This window comes from Mycobacterium shunyiense (genome assembly GCF_058270035.1).
This window is the reverse complement of the sequence record NZ_JBZDPT010000015.1, coordinates 112899-126864: the sequence shown is the minus strand read 5'-3', so window position 1 is coordinate 126864 and position 13966 is coordinate 112899. Positions and strand designations below refer to the sequence as shown.

Annotated in this window: 16 protein-coding genes; 6 read left to right on the top strand and 10 right to left on the bottom strand. The window is 66.9% G+C overall.

Annotated features, from left to right (window positions below; all coding sequences use genetic code 11):
- Positions 1-20: 20 nt before the first annotated feature.
- Complete coding sequence (locus AC4ELS_RS11130; RefSeq protein WP_448442037.1) at positions 21-887, bottom strand: serine/threonine-protein kinase; 867 nt, start codon at positions 885-887, stop codon at positions 21-23.
- Positions 888-942: 55 nt separating this feature from the next.
- Between AC4ELS_RS11130 and AC4ELS_RS11125 the strand changes: the two genes are divergently transcribed.
- The 4 genes from AC4ELS_RS11125 to AC4ELS_RS11110 all read left to right on the top strand — a co-directional run bounded on the left by AC4ELS_RS11125 (position 943) and on the right by AC4ELS_RS11110 (position 4900).
- Positions 943-1911, top strand: a complete 969-nt coding sequence (locus tag AC4ELS_RS11125; protein ID WP_064887119.1) for a 4-(cytidine 5'-diphospho)-2-C-methyl-D-erythritol kinase — start codon at positions 943-945, stop codon at positions 1909-1911.
- A 433-nt stretch (positions 1912-2344) separates the two neighbouring features.
- Complete coding sequence (locus AC4ELS_RS11120) at positions 2345-3982, top strand: fatty acyl-AMP ligase (RefSeq protein ID WP_499047392.1); 1638 nt, start codon at positions 2345-2347, stop codon at positions 3980-3982.
- A gap of 184 nt (positions 3983-4166) precedes the next feature.
- Entirely contained in the window at positions 4167-4598 is a 432-nt protein-coding gene (locus AC4ELS_RS11115) for a DUF4189 domain-containing protein (RefSeq protein WP_064887088.1), read from the top strand.
- Positions 4599-4744: 146 nt separating this feature from the next.
- Positions 4745-4900 (top strand): hypothetical protein, encoded by a 156-nt coding sequence (locus AC4ELS_RS11110; protein ID WP_499047390.1) that lies wholly within the window; start codon positions 4745-4747, stop codon positions 4898-4900.
- A gap of 62 nt (positions 4901-4962) precedes the next feature.
- Here AC4ELS_RS11110 and AC4ELS_RS11105 read toward each other — a convergent pair whose 3' ends face one another.
- Positions 4963-5097, bottom strand: coding sequence for a hypothetical protein (locus AC4ELS_RS11105; RefSeq protein ID WP_448442040.1), 135 nt, complete (start codon positions 5095-5097; stop codon positions 4963-4965).
- Complete coding sequence (locus AC4ELS_RS11100) at positions 5097-5624, bottom strand: DUF6611 family protein (protein WP_499047388.1); 528 nt, start codon at positions 5622-5624, stop codon at positions 5097-5099. The genes AC4ELS_RS11105 and AC4ELS_RS11100 overlap by 1 nt, the downstream gene beginning before the upstream one ends.
- Before the next feature lie 108 nt (positions 5625-5732).
- On the opposite strand from AC4ELS_RS11100, the gene AC4ELS_RS11095 reads away from it, so the two are divergent.
- Positions 5733-6776, top strand: a complete 1044-nt coding sequence (locus tag AC4ELS_RS11095; protein WP_448442044.1) for a 4Fe-4S binding protein — start codon at positions 5733-5735, stop codon at positions 6774-6776.
- A gap of 58 nt (positions 6777-6834) precedes the next feature.
- Complete coding sequence (locus tag AC4ELS_RS11090) at positions 6835-7917, top strand: hypothetical protein (protein WP_463792782.1); 1083 nt, start codon at positions 6835-6837, stop codon at positions 7915-7917.
- A gap of 96 nt (positions 7918-8013) precedes the next feature.
- Here AC4ELS_RS11090 and pth read toward each other — a convergent pair whose 3' ends face one another.
- The 7 genes from pth to glmU all read right to left on the bottom strand — a co-directional run bounded on the left by pth (position 8014) and on the right by glmU (position 13936).
- The gene (pth, locus tag AC4ELS_RS11085; protein WP_064931770.1) at positions 8014-8589 is read right to left on the bottom strand and encodes an aminoacyl-tRNA hydrolase; all 576 of its coding nucleotides are present in this window, start codon (positions 8587-8589) and stop codon (positions 8014-8016) included.
- A 12-nt stretch (positions 8590-8601) separates the two neighbouring features.
- Complete coding sequence (locus AC4ELS_RS11080) at positions 8602-9258, bottom strand: 50S ribosomal protein L25/general stress protein Ctc (protein WP_064959731.1); 657 nt, start codon at positions 9256-9258, stop codon at positions 8602-8604.
- A 169-nt stretch (positions 9259-9427) separates the two neighbouring features.
- On the bottom strand, positions 9428-10300 hold the full coding sequence (locus AC4ELS_RS11075) for an oxidoreductase (RefSeq protein WP_448442048.1): 873 nt from the start codon (positions 10298-10300) through the stop codon (positions 9428-9430).
- A gap of 25 nt (positions 10301-10325) precedes the next feature.
- Positions 10326-10970 (bottom strand): LpqN/LpqT family lipoprotein, encoded by a 645-nt coding sequence (locus tag AC4ELS_RS11070; protein WP_064887095.1) that lies wholly within the window; start codon positions 10968-10970, stop codon positions 10326-10328.
- Entirely contained in the window at positions 10967-11308 is a 342-nt protein-coding gene (gene arsC / locus AC4ELS_RS11065; RefSeq protein ID WP_064887096.1) for an arsenate reductase (glutaredoxin), read from the bottom strand. Before arsC ends, AC4ELS_RS11070 begins: the two co-directional genes overlap by 4 nt.
- A 1-nt stretch (position 11309) precedes the next feature.
- A complete protein-coding gene (locus AC4ELS_RS11060; protein ID WP_448442051.1) occupies positions 11310-12290 on the bottom strand; it encodes a ribose-phosphate diphosphokinase in 981 nt (326 codons plus the stop codon).
- Between the two features lie 197 nt (positions 12291-12487).
- Positions 12488-13936, bottom strand: coding sequence for a bifunctional UDP-N-acetylglucosamine diphosphorylase/glucosamine-1-phosphate N-acetyltransferase GlmU (gene glmU / locus AC4ELS_RS11055; RefSeq protein ID WP_499047385.1), 1449 nt, complete (start codon positions 13934-13936; stop codon positions 12488-12490).
- Positions 13937-13966: the final 30 nt, after the last annotated feature.

Here is a 13966-nt window from a genome sequence, read left to right as displayed (position 1 = left end):
GGACAATCTCGCGATCGTCTTCACATCGGGGACCTGAGGGCCTCGGCGATCAGGCTGACGAACTCCGAACATGAGGGGTGTCTGCGCTCGGGGTCCTTCGCGAGTGCCCTGGCGATGATCGGGTCGGCCGACGGTGGAATCCAGTTGCACCGCTGCGATATTCGTGGTGGTCGGCTGTACATCTGATGATCGATCAGGGCTATCGCGGTATCTGCGGAGAACGGCGGTGCTCCGGTCAGCAGCTCAACTGTGGTGCACGCCAGCGCGTACTGATCCGTCGCCGCCGAAGGTGTCCGGCCGCTGAGGAGCTCGGGTGCCGAATAGGGCAGTGACGCTTGGATATCCGGGTGTGGTCGGGCTGCCTGGCGGGTGATGCGCCGGGCCGGGTCGAGGCTCATCCGGCCGTGCCGGTCGTGGGCCAACTTGGCAGCCACGTCCGCGGCCATCGAGTGGGCCACTCCGAAATCGATCAGTACCGCTCTCGAAAATGGTTGATCGACAAGGATGTTGGCGGGTTTGACGTCGCAGTGCACGATTCCGTGCCGGTGGGCGTGATCGAGTGCCCCGGCGATCTGGGCCAACGCGGTAAGCCGCTCCGGCGTGCCGGACAGGTTGCTCACCGTGCCGCCGTCGAGGAGTTCCATCGCCAGCCAGCCCGGGCCTGCCGCGTACACCGTGACGATGTTGGGGTGGGTGAGCTGCCTGGCGAAGTCGAACTCGCGCTGCAGCCGGGCCAGATGGGCGGGTTGGCGGTGCCGATCATCGAGAACCTTGAGCGCGACGGTGGAACCGTCGGGATCGCGGGCCAGGTATACGACGGCTGAGCCGCCGCTCCCCACGACTTTCACCGCGGTGTAGCCCGCGATGATCACCTCGGCTGAGGGCACCGTCTCAGCTTAGGTTCACCGACAACCACGGGTGAGCGGCGATAGTGTCGTGGCCGTGTCAGCATCCGATGGCAGTACCGCGTCCGAGTGGGTCCCCACCGGGTCGGTGACCGTGCGTGTACCCGGCAAGGTGAATCTGCACCTGGCGGTCGGGGATGTGCGCGACGACGGCTACCACGACCTCACCACGGTGTTCCATGCCGTGTCGCTGCTGGACGAGGTGACGGTGCGCAATGCCGACATGCTGTCGCTGACGGTGGCCGGCGAGGGCGTGGAGTCGGTGCCCACCGACGAGCGCAATCTGGCCTGGCGCGCCGCCGAGTTGCTGGCCGAACACGTGGGCCGGTCCCCTGATGTGGCGATCAGCATCGACAAGTCGATCCCGGTGGCCGGTGGCATGGCAGGAGGCAGCGCCGACGCGGCCGCGGTGCTGGTGGCGATGAACACGCTGTGGGAGCTCGGGGTGCCCAGGCGCGATCTGCACGCCCTGGCGGCCCGGTTGGGCAGTGATGTCCCGTTCGCGCTGCACGGCGGCACTGCGCTCGGCACCGGCCGTGGCGAGGAGCTGGCCACGGTGCTGGCCCGCAGCACCTTCCACTGGGTGCTGGCCTTCGCGCACAAGGGTCTGTCCACCCCGAAGGTGTTCGGCGAGCTGGATCGGCTGCGCGCAGACACCTCGACGGGCGGCCCGCCGCGGGCCGAGGAGCCCGAGCCTGTCCTGGCTGCGCTGGCTTCCGGTGATCCGGCCGAACTTGCCGCGCTGTTGGGCAACGACCTGCAGCCGGCCGCCCTGAGCCTGTACCCGGAGCTGCGCCGGACGCTGCGTGCCGGGGTGGAGGCCGGTGCCCTCGCCGGCATCGTGTCCGGCTCGGGCCCGACGTGTGCGTTCCTGTGTCCGTCGTCGACGTCGGCGGTGGACGTGGGGACTGAACTTGCCGGGGCCGGGGTGTGCCGGACGGTGCGGGTGGCCAGCGGCCCCGTCAGCGGTGCCCGCGTCGTTCCAGAGCCGTCGACGTCGGCCTGACGGACGTGTCTGGCAGGCGGGCTGCCTGGCCGTCGTCGCTGTTTTCGACGCCAGGGCTGCGAACTTTGCGCCGGAACAACCCGTCGAGTAGAAATCGACGGAGTACCCGTCGACGTCGGTCTGAAACTGTGACGCAGACCTCAATTATCGCGAGGGTTTGGCAGTTACTTAAGGGTCTCTTAAGATGAGCGGCGGTGAATGCTAGCGATCTCGCATCGGATGCGACTTGTGCTCCCGCCGTCCATGACGGTGGGGGGTCGCCCAGACGTACACCCGGATCTGGGGCATCACCTTTTCGAGACATAACTGCTCCCCAATCGTGTGCGCGCGCCTACCCAAAAGCGGTGCACAGCGGGCGGAGCATGGATAACCGGGCAACTGCACCTGGCGCACTGTCGTCGGTGTGGGGGCCGCGGAACCCAAGGAGGTCGTCGTGAGCAGATTCACCGAGAAGATGTTCCGCAATGCTCGTGAGAGCAAGCGCGGAATGGTCACTGGTGAGCCGCATGAGCCGGTTCGCCACACCTGGGGTGAGGTTCACGAGCGGGCCCGGCGGATCGCAGGCGGTCTGGCCGCCGCGGGTATCGGTCACGGCGACGCCGTGGGCGTGCTGGCCGGCTTCCCCGTCGAGATCGCGCCGACCGCGCAGGGCGTCTGGATGCGCGGCGCGAGCCTGACCATGCTGCACCAGCCGACCCCGCGCACCGACCTGGCGGTGTGGGCCGAGGACACCATGAACGTGATCGGCATGATCGAGGCCGACGCCGTCATCGTCTCCGAGCCGTTCCTGGTCGCCATCCCGGTGCTTGAAGAAAAGGGCATCAAGGTCGTCAAGATCGCCGACCTGCTGGCTGCCGACCCAGTCGATCCGGTGGAGACCGGCGAGGACGATCTGGCGCTGATGCAGCTGACGTCTGGCTCCACAGGGTCTCCTAAGGCAGTCCAGATCACGCACCGCAACATCCACTCCAACGCCGAGGCGATGTTCATCGGTGCGGAGTACGACGTCGACAAGGACGTCATGGTGAGCTGGTTGCCCTGCTTCCACGACATGGGCATGGTCGGCTTCCTGACCATCCCGATGTACTTCGGCGCCGAGCTCGTCAAGGTCACGCCGATGGACTTCCTGCGCGACACGCTGCTGTGGGCGAAGCTCATCACCAAGTACAAGGGCACCATGACCGCGGCGCCCAACTTCGCTTATGCGTTGTTCGCCAAGCGGTTGCGCCGTCAGGCCAAGCCGGGCGAGTACGACCTGTCCACCCTGCGGTTCGCGCTCTCGGGCGCCGAGCCCGTGGAGCCGGCCGACGTCGAGGACCTGCTCGACGCGGGCAAACCGTTCGGGCTGCCGTCCTCGGCGATCCTGCCGGCCTACGGCATGGCCGAGACCTGCCTGGCCGTGTCGTTCTCCCCGTGCAACGCGGGTCTGGTGGTCGACGAGGTCGACGCCGACCTGCTGGCCGCGTTGCGCCGCGCCGTGCCCGCCACCAAGGGCAACACCCGCCGGCTGGCCTCACTCGGCCCGCTGCTCAAGGACCTCGAGGCCCGTGTCGTCGACGAGCACGGCGACGTGATGCCCGCTCGCGGTGTCGGCGTCATCGAGCTGCGCGGCGAGTCGTTGACCCCCGGCTACATCACCATGGGCGGCTTCCTGCCGGCTCAGGACGAGCACGGTTGGTACGACACCGGAGACCTCGGCTACATCACCGAGGAGGGCAACGTCATCGTGTGCGGTCGCGTCAAGGACGTGATCATCATGGCCGGGCGCAACATCTACCCGACGGACATCGAACGTGCGGCCGGGCGGGTGGAAGGTGTGCGCCCGGGCTGCGCCGTGGCGGTGCGTCTGGATGCCGGTCACTCGCGCGAGACCTTCGCCGTCGCCGTGGAGTCCAACGCCTGGCAGGATCCGGCCGAGGTGCGCCGGATCGAGCATCAGGTGGCACACGAGGTGGTGTCCGAGGTCGACATGCGTCCGCGCAACGTCGTGGTGCTCGGTCCCGGCAGCATCCCGAAGACCCCGTCGGGCAAGCTGCGTCGGGCCAACTCGGTCTCACTCGTCACCGGCTAGCTGCAGCACTTCGTACCAAAACCGCCCCGTTTCGATGGAAACGGGGCGGTTTGTGTTCTGCCGCAACACGACGCGTACTGGCTCATTCGTCGTGCAATGACACGCAGTCATTTGTTGGACGGCCGGTGAACTGTGCGTGACCTGTGTATTCTGACGCCGAAACTAATTTGACGAGAGGACCGGCATGGTCAAATCCCGATGGGTTTCGGCGATCCTAGGCGCAGGCGTTGTCGCCGCCGGGATTACCGCGGGCACCGCCTGGGCGGGTGGTCCCGGAGGTTACGTCGAAGACCCCGAAGACATGTTTGCGGCAGTGGGCACTGGCGAATTCGTCGACACCTTGGCTGGTTTCACCGCTACCGGTGATACCGCCGAGGAGGCCTCCGCGGCAGTGATCGCGGCATGCACGAATGCCGGCGGTGTGGAATGCACTGCCGACGAGGTGACCAACGACAACCTGTGCATCGTGTCCGTCGCCAGTCCCAGCAATCACGCGGTAGCCGGCGGAGCCGGCGCGACGGTGGAGGCTGCCCGCCAGGACGCATTCAACAAGGCGGCTGCCAACAACACCCCGCTCGATGCAGATTCCTTTGTTGTCGTATCGGCCTGCCCCTGATGAGCGAGCGGATGCCGCCCCGTGTGGCGCATGACCATTCTGGTATCGCGATCGTAGCCCGGAAGGGGAAGGACATGATGACAGGTCGCGGGAAGTTTGCCTTTCTGATGGCGGGTTTGGTTGCGGTGTCAGTATTTTCGGCACCGATGGCTTCGGCTAGGCCGACCTGCCAGGAGACCGCCACCAAGACCATCTGCACGACCAACGGCAGCACATCGATCAAGGCGAGGCCCGGAACAACGGCGCCGCCCGCCAACATCCCGGTGTTCCCGTGGCTCGGAATGCCGGGGGCACGCCGCTAGGTAACCCCGTAGTACCGACCCCCGAGCGGGCGTGCCTCTGGTGGCGCGCCCGCTCGCGGCGTTTATGGAGTCGACGCGTGCACCGTGCGCTCAGCCGTATCGGCGAGCCGGTTCTGCCGAATTACGTAGCCGCGCAACATCAACAGCATCGCGGCCGGTGCCGCCATCATCGACATCACTTCGAGCATGTCCGACATCAGCTGGCCTGCTTGGTGTTTGCAGCGTGGTCGGTGCCGATCCGGTTGTAGACCTGCCACCAGATCAGCTCGTGATCGACCGCGGCGAGCTCACCGCGGTCGCGGCGTTCATCGGCTTGCAGGAGTGTCGCGGCGAGCACGACCAGGCGCTCCCGGGCACTCTGCGGTCCTGGATCGTCGTAGCCGGCCATCGTCGTGGCGCACAGTGTCCGCACCCGGTGGAAGGCGCTGCCGGACAGGCCGAGTGTGATGGCGCCGGTGGCGCAGTAGACCGCGGTGGCCACACCGAACGCAGGCCAGGGTGACATCTGCCCGCTCAGCCAGAGCTCGCACAGCAACCACACGAGCATTCCCCATAGTGGCCAGCCGCGGGCGAGTCGGACCAACCGGCGCTCTGCGGTGCTCAGGCCCGGCGGGTAGACCACCAGCCGGTAGTAGGTGATGCCGAAACGGCCCGGCCGGATCTGCACGCAACCCCATACCCGGGAGCCGTCGAGCAGTGGGGTCAGTAGCCGAATGTCGTCCATATCTCGGGTGTACCCGCTGCGCACGCGCTCGGACCGAGCCCGAACGGTTTCTTTACGGCGCGACGACGGATCCTTGCACTCTGGGTATAGTTATCTATACTCAGCTGCATGGAGCCGAAGCTTTCACCCCGCCTGGCCGATCACCCGACTGTGCGCGCGGTGCGCGCCCGCGCCGACGCGGTGGTGCCCGACGTGATCGACGCGGACTGGCTGCGGCAACTGTGTCTGGACGCCGGAGCCGACGACGTTGCCTTCGCCGCGGTGGATGATCCCGCTCTGGCCTCCGAGCGCGAACATGTCGAGGCTGCGCTGCCCGGGGTGCGCAGCTACATCTCGCTGGTGGTCAAGATGAACCGCGACAACGTCCGGTCGTCCACTCGCAGCGTGGCCAACCAGGAGTTCCACCGCAGCGGCGAGATCATCAACGAGGCCGCTCACCGGATCACCCGGGTACTCGAAGACGTCGGCCATCGCGCGGTGAACCCGTCGGCCACCTTCCCGATGGAGATGGACAGATACCCGGGGCGGATCTGGGTGGTGGCACACAAACCCGTCGCGGTCGCCTCGGGGTTGGGGGTGATGGGCATCCATCGCAACGTGATCCACCCCAGGTTCGGAAACTTCATCCTGTTGGCCACCATTCTGGTGGGCTCACCGATCAACAGTTACGGTGAGCCGCTGGATTATTCGCCGTGCCTGGAATGCAAGCTGTGTGTGGCGGCCTGCCCGGTCGGCGCCATCGGGAAGGACGGCGAGTTCGACTTCGCCGCCTGCTCGGTGCACAACTATCGCGAGTTCATGGGTGGGTTCACCGACTGGGCGCAAACCATCGCCGACAGTGCCGACGCCGCCGACTTCCGCTCCCGGGTCAGCGATTCGGAGAACGCCTCGATGTGGCAGAGCCTGTCCTTCAAGGCCAATTACAAGGCGGCCTACTGTCTGGCGGTGTGCCCGGCGGGAGAGGACGTGATCGAGCCCTACCTCGACGACCGCAAGGAGTTCATGGACCGCGTGCTCAAACCTCTGCAGGAGAAACGGGAAACGCTGTACGTGCTGCCGAACTCGGCAGCCAAGGCTCACGCCGAGAAACGGTTTCCGCACAAGACCGTGCAGGTGGTCGCCAGTGGAATCCGCGCGCTCGACGGCAGTTGAAATCCGCCTGAGCGCAACACCAGACGTCGCCGGACCGTGGCGCTAATCTGTCGCGACGATGGCGAAGCAGGGTGAGTTCCGGCTCTGGGCGTTCGGCGACGCTCACGTGGGCACCGACAACCAGTTCGATCGGGAGAGCCTGGCCGACGCCATCCGGCAGTCGGAATACGGTGGCGCCGAGGGCGGTCCGCCGTTCGACTGGGACATCGCGGTAGACGTCGGAGACATGTCCGGCGCGCATCACAGCCTGCCCGATGACGCCGAGGGGCGGGAGGTCCGCAGGCAGCTGTCGGTGATGCGCAAGCACCGGCGCGAGGACGTGTACTCGGTGTGCGGGAATCACGATCGCAGTGGTCTTTCCGAACCCGACGCCTGGTGGTGGCAGAAATGGATCGATCCGCTGGGTGCGCACACCGCACATTCCGGGGTCGACGCCACAGCCCGGCCCTATCCCGTCAGCGGGACCTGGGAGCGGTACTCCTTCCGGGTGGGCAACCTGCTGTTCCTGATGCTGAGCGACCGCAACGAGCCGTCGCAGACGGTCGGTCGGGGCACGCTCGGGGGTAATCCCGGCGGAGTGGTGTCCGCCGAGACGTTCGAGTGGTGGGCGAACATGGTTGAGCAGAACCGTGGTTCGATCATCGTCACGGTGCACCACTACGTCCTCAAGGACACCACGGTGGCATCGGGGGAGTGGGAGGGGGTGCGCCGGGATTCGGATGGGAAGCTCCATGAGCACTACCATCGGCCGTTCCTGGAGGGGACGCCGCAAGGCGCGTCCTACCTGTACTGGGTTGGCGGCAAGCCGGATTCCGGGGCCTTCGAGCGGTATCTCACCGAACATCCGGGGGCGGTGGCGCTGTGGCTGGCGGGGCATACCCACACCAATCCCGATGACTCGTATGGCGGCAAAACCCATGTCGAGCAGGCCTGGGGTGGAACCTATTTCATGAATGTGGCGTCACTGAGCCGCCATCACATGCCGATCACGACCCTGCCGATCAGCCGGCTGCTGACATTTCGTCCGGGTAGCCACGAGGTGAGGGTGCAGTGCTATCTGCACACCGACCAGCATGCGGCGCAGGGCTGGTATGCACCGGCCGAGCGCACGCTCACTCTGGATAGGCCGTTCCGTTGGTAGCCGGTGCAGTCCGTCCGCGAGCAGACGCAAACTTGCCCATTTTCGTGTGAAAAAGGGCAAGTTTGCGTCTGCTCGCGCGAGGAAGCCCGCAGCGAATCACCAGGCGTGAACGGTGTTCTGGGCGGGCTCCAGGCCCTGGGCGATCAACAGCTCGGTGGCATCGGCGGCCTGCTCGCAGATCGTCGGCAGCTCGGTGCGTTCGGCGGCAGTGAAGGCCTCCAGCACGAACGCCGCCGGATCCTTACGGCCCGGCGGGCGGCCCACTCCGATGCGGACCCGCTGAAAGTCCTTGCTGCCCAATGCCGACGCGACCGACCGTAATCCGTTGTGCCCGCCTTCGCCGCCTCCGACCTTGAGCCGGATCCGGCCGAAGTCGATGTCGAGTTCGTCGTGGATGACCACGATGCGGCCCGGTGGCACCGAGTAGAACTTGGCCAACGGCCCGACCTGACGGCCGGACTCGTTCATGTAGCACCGAGGTTTGGCCAGTACCACCGGGGCTCCTGCGAGCCTGCCGGTGATCACCTCGGCGCCGGACTTCTTGTGCACCTTGAAGGCCGAGCCGATGCGGGCGGCCAGTACATCGGCCACCATGAACCCGACATTGTGCCGGGTCTTGGCGTAGGCGGGCCCGGGATTACCCAGGCCCACCACCAGCAGCGGCTCGGCCATCGAAAGGGGTACTTACTCGGCGGCTTCGGCAGCCTCGGCGGCCGGCTCCTCGGCCGGGGCCTCGGCGGCAGCCTCGCCGGCGCCCTCGGACTCGAGGTCCTCAGCGCTCGGGGCCTCGACGACGTTGACCACGAGCAGCTCGGGATCCGACACCAGCGAAACGCCGGCGGGCAGCTCGATCTGGCCGGCCAGGATCTGGGTGCCGGTCTCGACGCCCTCGATCGACACGGTCAGGTGCTCGGGGATCGACAGGGCCTCGGCCTCGATCTCGATGGTGTTGGTGTCCTGGGTGACCAGGGCGCCCGGGACGGCGTCGCCCTCGATGGTGACGGTGACCTCGACGGTGACCTTCTCGCCACGGCGCACGACGAGCAGGTCGGCGTGCTGGATGTTGCGGCGGATCGGGTGGATGTCCAGCGCCTTGGTCAGGGCCAGCTGCTCCTTGCCCTCGATGTCGAGGGTGAGCACGGCGTTGGTGCCCGAGTGGCGCAGCACGGCGGCGAACTCGCGGGCGTTGATCTCTAGGTGCTGGGGGTCGGTGCCGTGGCCGTACAGAACGGTGGGCACGTTGCCGTCGCGGCGGGCCTGGCGTGAGGCGCCCTTGCCGGTGCGGGTGCGCACCGTCGCTGTCAGCTTGTTGGGGATGTTCTTGGCGGCGGTCTTGGCCATGATGTTGCTCCTCTAAATTGCGGTACTGCGGTCAGATCGTCAGCACGGCAAGGGTCGCAACACTTGAAGAAGTTCCCGCCGATAACGGTGGCCCCAAAGGTCCACCCTCGCCGTGACGCCAGGTCAGGGTAGCAAAGACGGGGCCGCCACCAAAAATCCGAGCTGGGCCTTACAGCGGGTATGCCGTGTCGGTGAGCTGCTCGGACAGGTCCCACAGCCCTTTCTGGGTGTCCACCCGCCGGGCCAGCGGGCTGCGCCCCACCGGTTGGCTGGGGCCGAACTGGCCGAACCGCGGCCCGATGAAGCTGTCGCCGGGAACATCCTGGGACACCGCATAGAGCGTCTGGCGGGCGCCGAACGACGGCTCGCTGGCGAATACCCGGTTGGCGACGGCCATCATGCGGGCACCGAACTTGTTGCCGCTCTGGCCCTGCAGGTTGGTGGCCGAATAGCCGGGGTGAGCGGCCAGTGCGCGCACCTGCGATCCCGACACGGTCAGGCGGCGCTGCAACTCGGAGGTGAACATCAGGTTGGCCAGTTTGGACTGCCCGTAGGCCAGCCAGGCCGAGTACGGCCGGGACTTCCAGTTGAGATCCCGCAGATTGACCTGCCCGAACAGGTGCATCAGCGACGACACCGTGACCACGCGGTCGGTGATCTTGGGCAGCAGCAGATTGGTCAGCGCGAAATGCCCGAGGTGATTGGTGCCGATCTGGCTCTCGAAGCCGTCGACGGTCCGGCTCAGCGGGACCGCCATGATGCCGGCATTGTTGACCAGCACGTCGACGCTTTCGACAGTGTCGGCGAACTCGCGGACCGAGGCCAGGTTCTGCAGGTCGAGTTTGCGCACCTCCACCTGCCCGCCGGTCATCGTCTCGGCGGCCGCGGTGCCCTTTTCCAGGTTGCGGACGGCAACGGTCACCTTGGCGCCGACGCGGGCGAGCTCACGGGCGGTGACGAGCCCCAGCCCGCTGTTGGCGCCGGTGACGATCACCCTGCGGCCGGAGAACGAGGGCAGGTCGGCGCTGGTCCATCCACTCATGCTGACCACCCTACGGGCGGCCCGATCACTTCTTCGCGATGTTGAAGCCCGCGATGATCGATTCGATGTCCGGTCCCTGTGCCGCAGCTTCGTCGGCGTAGGTGGTGACGGTCAGCTGGATGAGGTACCGCTGCGGGGGCTGTAACCCATCGTTGGCGATGATGACGCGGTTGTAGCTCTGCATGCGCTTGCCGTTGAGGTCGTAGCTGCCCTCGATCATCGCCGACGGGAAGCCCTTCCAGTCCGCGTTGGAAGCATTGAGCTGCTTGAAGTTCTCCGACAACTGGGCATCGGCGTACCCGTGGTCTTTGAGGGCCTTGGGCACATCGAAATCACCGTGCAAGGTGAACGCCAGCATCATCGCGGTGGGGTAGGTGTTGCCCTTGGCGATCATCCGGGTGCCCGGGGCCAGGTTCGGATTGTTGTAGGGATGCCAGCCCGGGGGGCTCGGCATGGTCACCGTCAGATGCGGGATCTTCTCGGGTGCGATGGGCTCACCGACCACGCCGGAGTCTTCCAGGTACTGCCACAGCGGCACCGGCTGGTTGTCGGCGGGGGCAGCGGGGGTCGTCGAGCTCGTCGTCCAGATCGACTTGTAATCAGGCGTTTCGGCGCCGCAACCGGTGACGAGCACCGCCAGCGCGCCGGCCGTGGCGAGCAGCCGCTTCACAGAATCTCGCGCACCGAATCGATCGGCCGGGCCAGCCGGGTGCCGTTGTCGGTGACGACGAACGGGCGCTCGATCAGGATCGGGTTCTGGGCCATCGCATCGAGCAGTTCGTCGTCGGACGCATCGGCCAAACCCAGTTCGGCGTACAGGGATTCACGTTTGCGCACCGCGGTGCGCACGTCGATCCCCGCAGCTTTGATCAGCGCGGCGATCTCGTCACGCGTCGGCGGCGTCTTCAGGTACTGCACCACCTCGGGCTCGATCCCGTTCTCGCGCAACAGATCCAGCGTCTTACGAGAGGTGGAGCACTTGGGGTTGTGGTAGATCCGTGCCGGCACGCTAGGCCGACCCGTCGAACAGTCCGGTGACCGAACCGTTGTCGAACACCGCGCGGATGGTGCTGGCCAGCAGCGGGGCGATGGACAGCACGGTCAGCTGCGGGAACTGCTTGTCCTCGGTGATCGGCAGCGTGTTGGTGACGATCACCTCGCGGGCACCGCAGTCAGCCAGGCGCTGGGCGGCCGGATCGGAGAGCACGCCGTGAGTCGCGGCGATGATGACGTCTTTGGCGCCGTCCTCGCGGAGCAGCTTGACCGCGCCGGCGATGGTGCCGCCGGTGTCGATCATGTCGTCGGTGAGGATGCAGGTCCGCCCCTTGACGTCACCGACGACCCGGTTGGCCTTGACCTGGTTGGGCACCAGCGGGTCACGGGTCTTGTGGATGAAGGCCAGCGGGACGCCGCCCAGGGAGTCGGCCCACTTCTCGGCGACACGCACGCGGCCCGAGTCGGGAGAGACGACCACCATGTCGGTGCCGGCGTACTTGTCGGCGATGTAGCCGCACAGCAGTGACTGACCGCGCATGTGGTCGACGGGACCGTCGAAAAAGCCCTGGATCTGATCGGTGTGCAGGTCGACCGAGACGATGCGGTCGGCACCTGCGGTCTTGAGCAGGTCGGCGACCAGGCGGGCCGAGATGGGCTCGCGGCCGCGGTGCTTCTTGTCCTGCCGTGCGTAGGGATAGAACGGCAGGATCGCGGTGATGCGCTTGGCGCTGCCGCGCTTGAGCGCGTCGATCATGATGAGCTGTTCCATGAGCCACTGGTTCAGCGGTGCGGGGTGGCTCTGCAGGACGAACGCGTCGCAACCACGCACAGATTCATCGAACCGGACGAAGATCTCGCCGTTGGCGAAGTCCCGCGCGGTTTGCGCGGTCACCTCGACCCCGAGCTCCTTGGCCACCTGCTCCGCCAGCTCCGGATGCGCGCGCCCCGAGAACAGCATCAGGTTTTTTCGATTGTCGGTCCAGTCCGTGGCCACTTCGCTGCCTTCGCGGTTGGGGATCGATACGGAGCAATCGTACGTAGCGTTTCTGGTAGTTCGTAGCCGGGTTACCAGATTGCCAACACGAAACTTCCCAACGGCACCGAGCTGGGTGGGGAGCAAGGCGTCCGCGGGCGACCGCCTATGCCTCGGATTGCTGCTCGATAGTGACTGCGATCCGAGGCGCAGATGTGTCAGTCTTCGGCGGCGCGGGCCTTGCGGGCGGCTTCGGCAGCGGCCGAGCCCGGGCGCTTGCGTTCGACCCAGCCCTCGATGGTGCGCTGGGCGTTGTCCGAGACCGCCAAGGCGCCGGGTGGGACGTCGTCGCGGAGCACGGTGCCGGCCCCGGTGTAGGCACCGTCGCCGACGGAGACCGGCGCGATGAACATCGTGTCGGAGCCGGTGCGCACATGGGAGCCGATGGTGGTCCGGTGCTTGTTCTCGCCGTCGTAGTTGACGAAGACGCTGGACGCCCCGATGTTGCTGTGGTCGCCGATGTCCGCATCGCCGACGTAGGTCAGGTGCGGCACCTTGGTGCCCGCGCCGATGGTCGAATTCTTCGACTCGACGAACGCGCCGAGCTTCGATTCGGCTCCGAGGATCGTGCCTGGGCGCAGATAGGCGAAGGGGCCGACGGTTGCGCCCGCGCCGATCACGGCGAGCTGGGCGTGCGTGCGCACCACCGATGCGCCGTCGCCCACCTCGACGTCGGTCAGGGTGGAGTCCGGGCCGATCTCGCAGCCGGCGCCGATCTCGGTCGTCCCCAGGAGCTGGGTGCCGGGGCGGACGACGGTGTCGCGGCCGATGGCCACGTCGACGTCGATCCACGTGGTGGCGGGGTCGACGATCGTCACGCCGGCGCGCTGGTGGCCGGCCACGATGCGGCGGTTGAGTTCGGCGCCCAGATCGGAGAGCTGCACCCGGTCGTTGACGCCGGCGACGAGGGCGCTGTCGTCGACGTGCATGGCCCGTACCGTCCGGCCGTCCTGGCGCACGATCGCGATGACGTCCGTCAGGTACAGCTCCTGCTGCGCGTTGTTCGAGCTCAACCGGCTCAGCGCCGAGCGCAGGTCGGCGATGTCGAATGCGTACACCCCGGCGTTGATCTCCCGGATGGCCCGTTGCGACTCGGTGGCGTCGGCCTGCTCGACGATGCCGATGACCTCGTTGTCCTGGGTGCGCAGGATGCGACCGTAGCCGGTGGGGTCGGGCACGGTGGTGGTCACCACGGTGGCGGCGGCGGTCGCGGCGCTGTGGGTTTCGATGAGCCCGGCCAGGGTGTCGGCATCGAGTAGTGGGACGTCGCCGGAGGTCACCACGACCGTGCCGGCAAATTCGTCGGGCAGTGAGCTGAGGCCGCAGGCGACGGCGTGACCGGTGCCCAGTTGCTGGTCCTGGATGGCGACGTCGATGGTGCGGCCCAGCTTGTCGGCCAGTTCGCCGACCGCGGGGGCGATGCGCTCCCGGTCGTGGCCGAGAACGACGACAAGATGCTGGGCGGCGGCGTTGGCCACGGTGTGGACCGCGTGGCTCAGCATGCTGCGGCCGGCCAGGGTGTGCAGCACCTTGGGGGTGTCCGAGCGCATTCGGGTCCCGGCACCTGCTGCCAGTACGACGACTGCGGCTTCGGTGGTCGACACCATCATCCCCTTCTCTGCCGGGCGACCTCCCCC

Coding starts and splice junctions, on each gene's coding strand:
- AC4ELS_RS11095 (WP_448442044.1), top strand. CDS start 5,733: ATGGAGCCGAAGCTTTCACCCCGCCTGGCCGATCACCCGACTGTGCGC.
- AC4ELS_RS11105 (WP_448442040.1), bottom strand. CDS start 5,097: ATGTCGGACATGCTCGAAGTGATGTCGATGATGGCGGCACCGGCCGCG.
- AC4ELS_RS11100 (WP_499047388.1), bottom strand. CDS start 5,624: ATGGACGACATTCGGCTACTGACCCCACTGCTCGACGGCTCCCGGGTA.
- AC4ELS_RS11090 (WP_463792782.1), top strand. CDS start 6,835: ATGGCGAAGCAGGGTGAGTTCCGGCTCTGGGCGTTCGGCGACGCTCAC.
- pth (WP_064931770.1), bottom strand. CDS start 8,589: ATGGCCGAGCCGCTGCTGGTGGTGGGCCTGGGTAATCCCGGGCCCGCC.
- AC4ELS_RS11080 (WP_064959731.1), bottom strand. CDS start 9,258: ATGGCCAAGACCGCCGCCAAGAACATCCCCAACAAGCTGACAGCGACG.
- AC4ELS_RS11115 (WP_064887088.1), top strand. CDS start 4,167: ATGGTCAAATCCCGATGGGTTTCGGCGATCCTAGGCGCAGGCGTTGTC.
- glmU (WP_499047385.1), bottom strand. CDS start 13,936: ATGGTGTCGACCACCGAAGCCGCAGTCGTCGTACTGGCAGCAGGTGCC.
- AC4ELS_RS11075 (WP_448442048.1), bottom strand. CDS start 10,300: ATGAGTGGATGGACCAGCGCCGACCTGCCCTCGTTCTCCGGCCGCAGG.
- AC4ELS_RS11110 (WP_499047390.1), top strand. CDS start 4,745: ATGGCTTCGGCTAGGCCGACCTGCCAGGAGACCGCCACCAAGACCATC.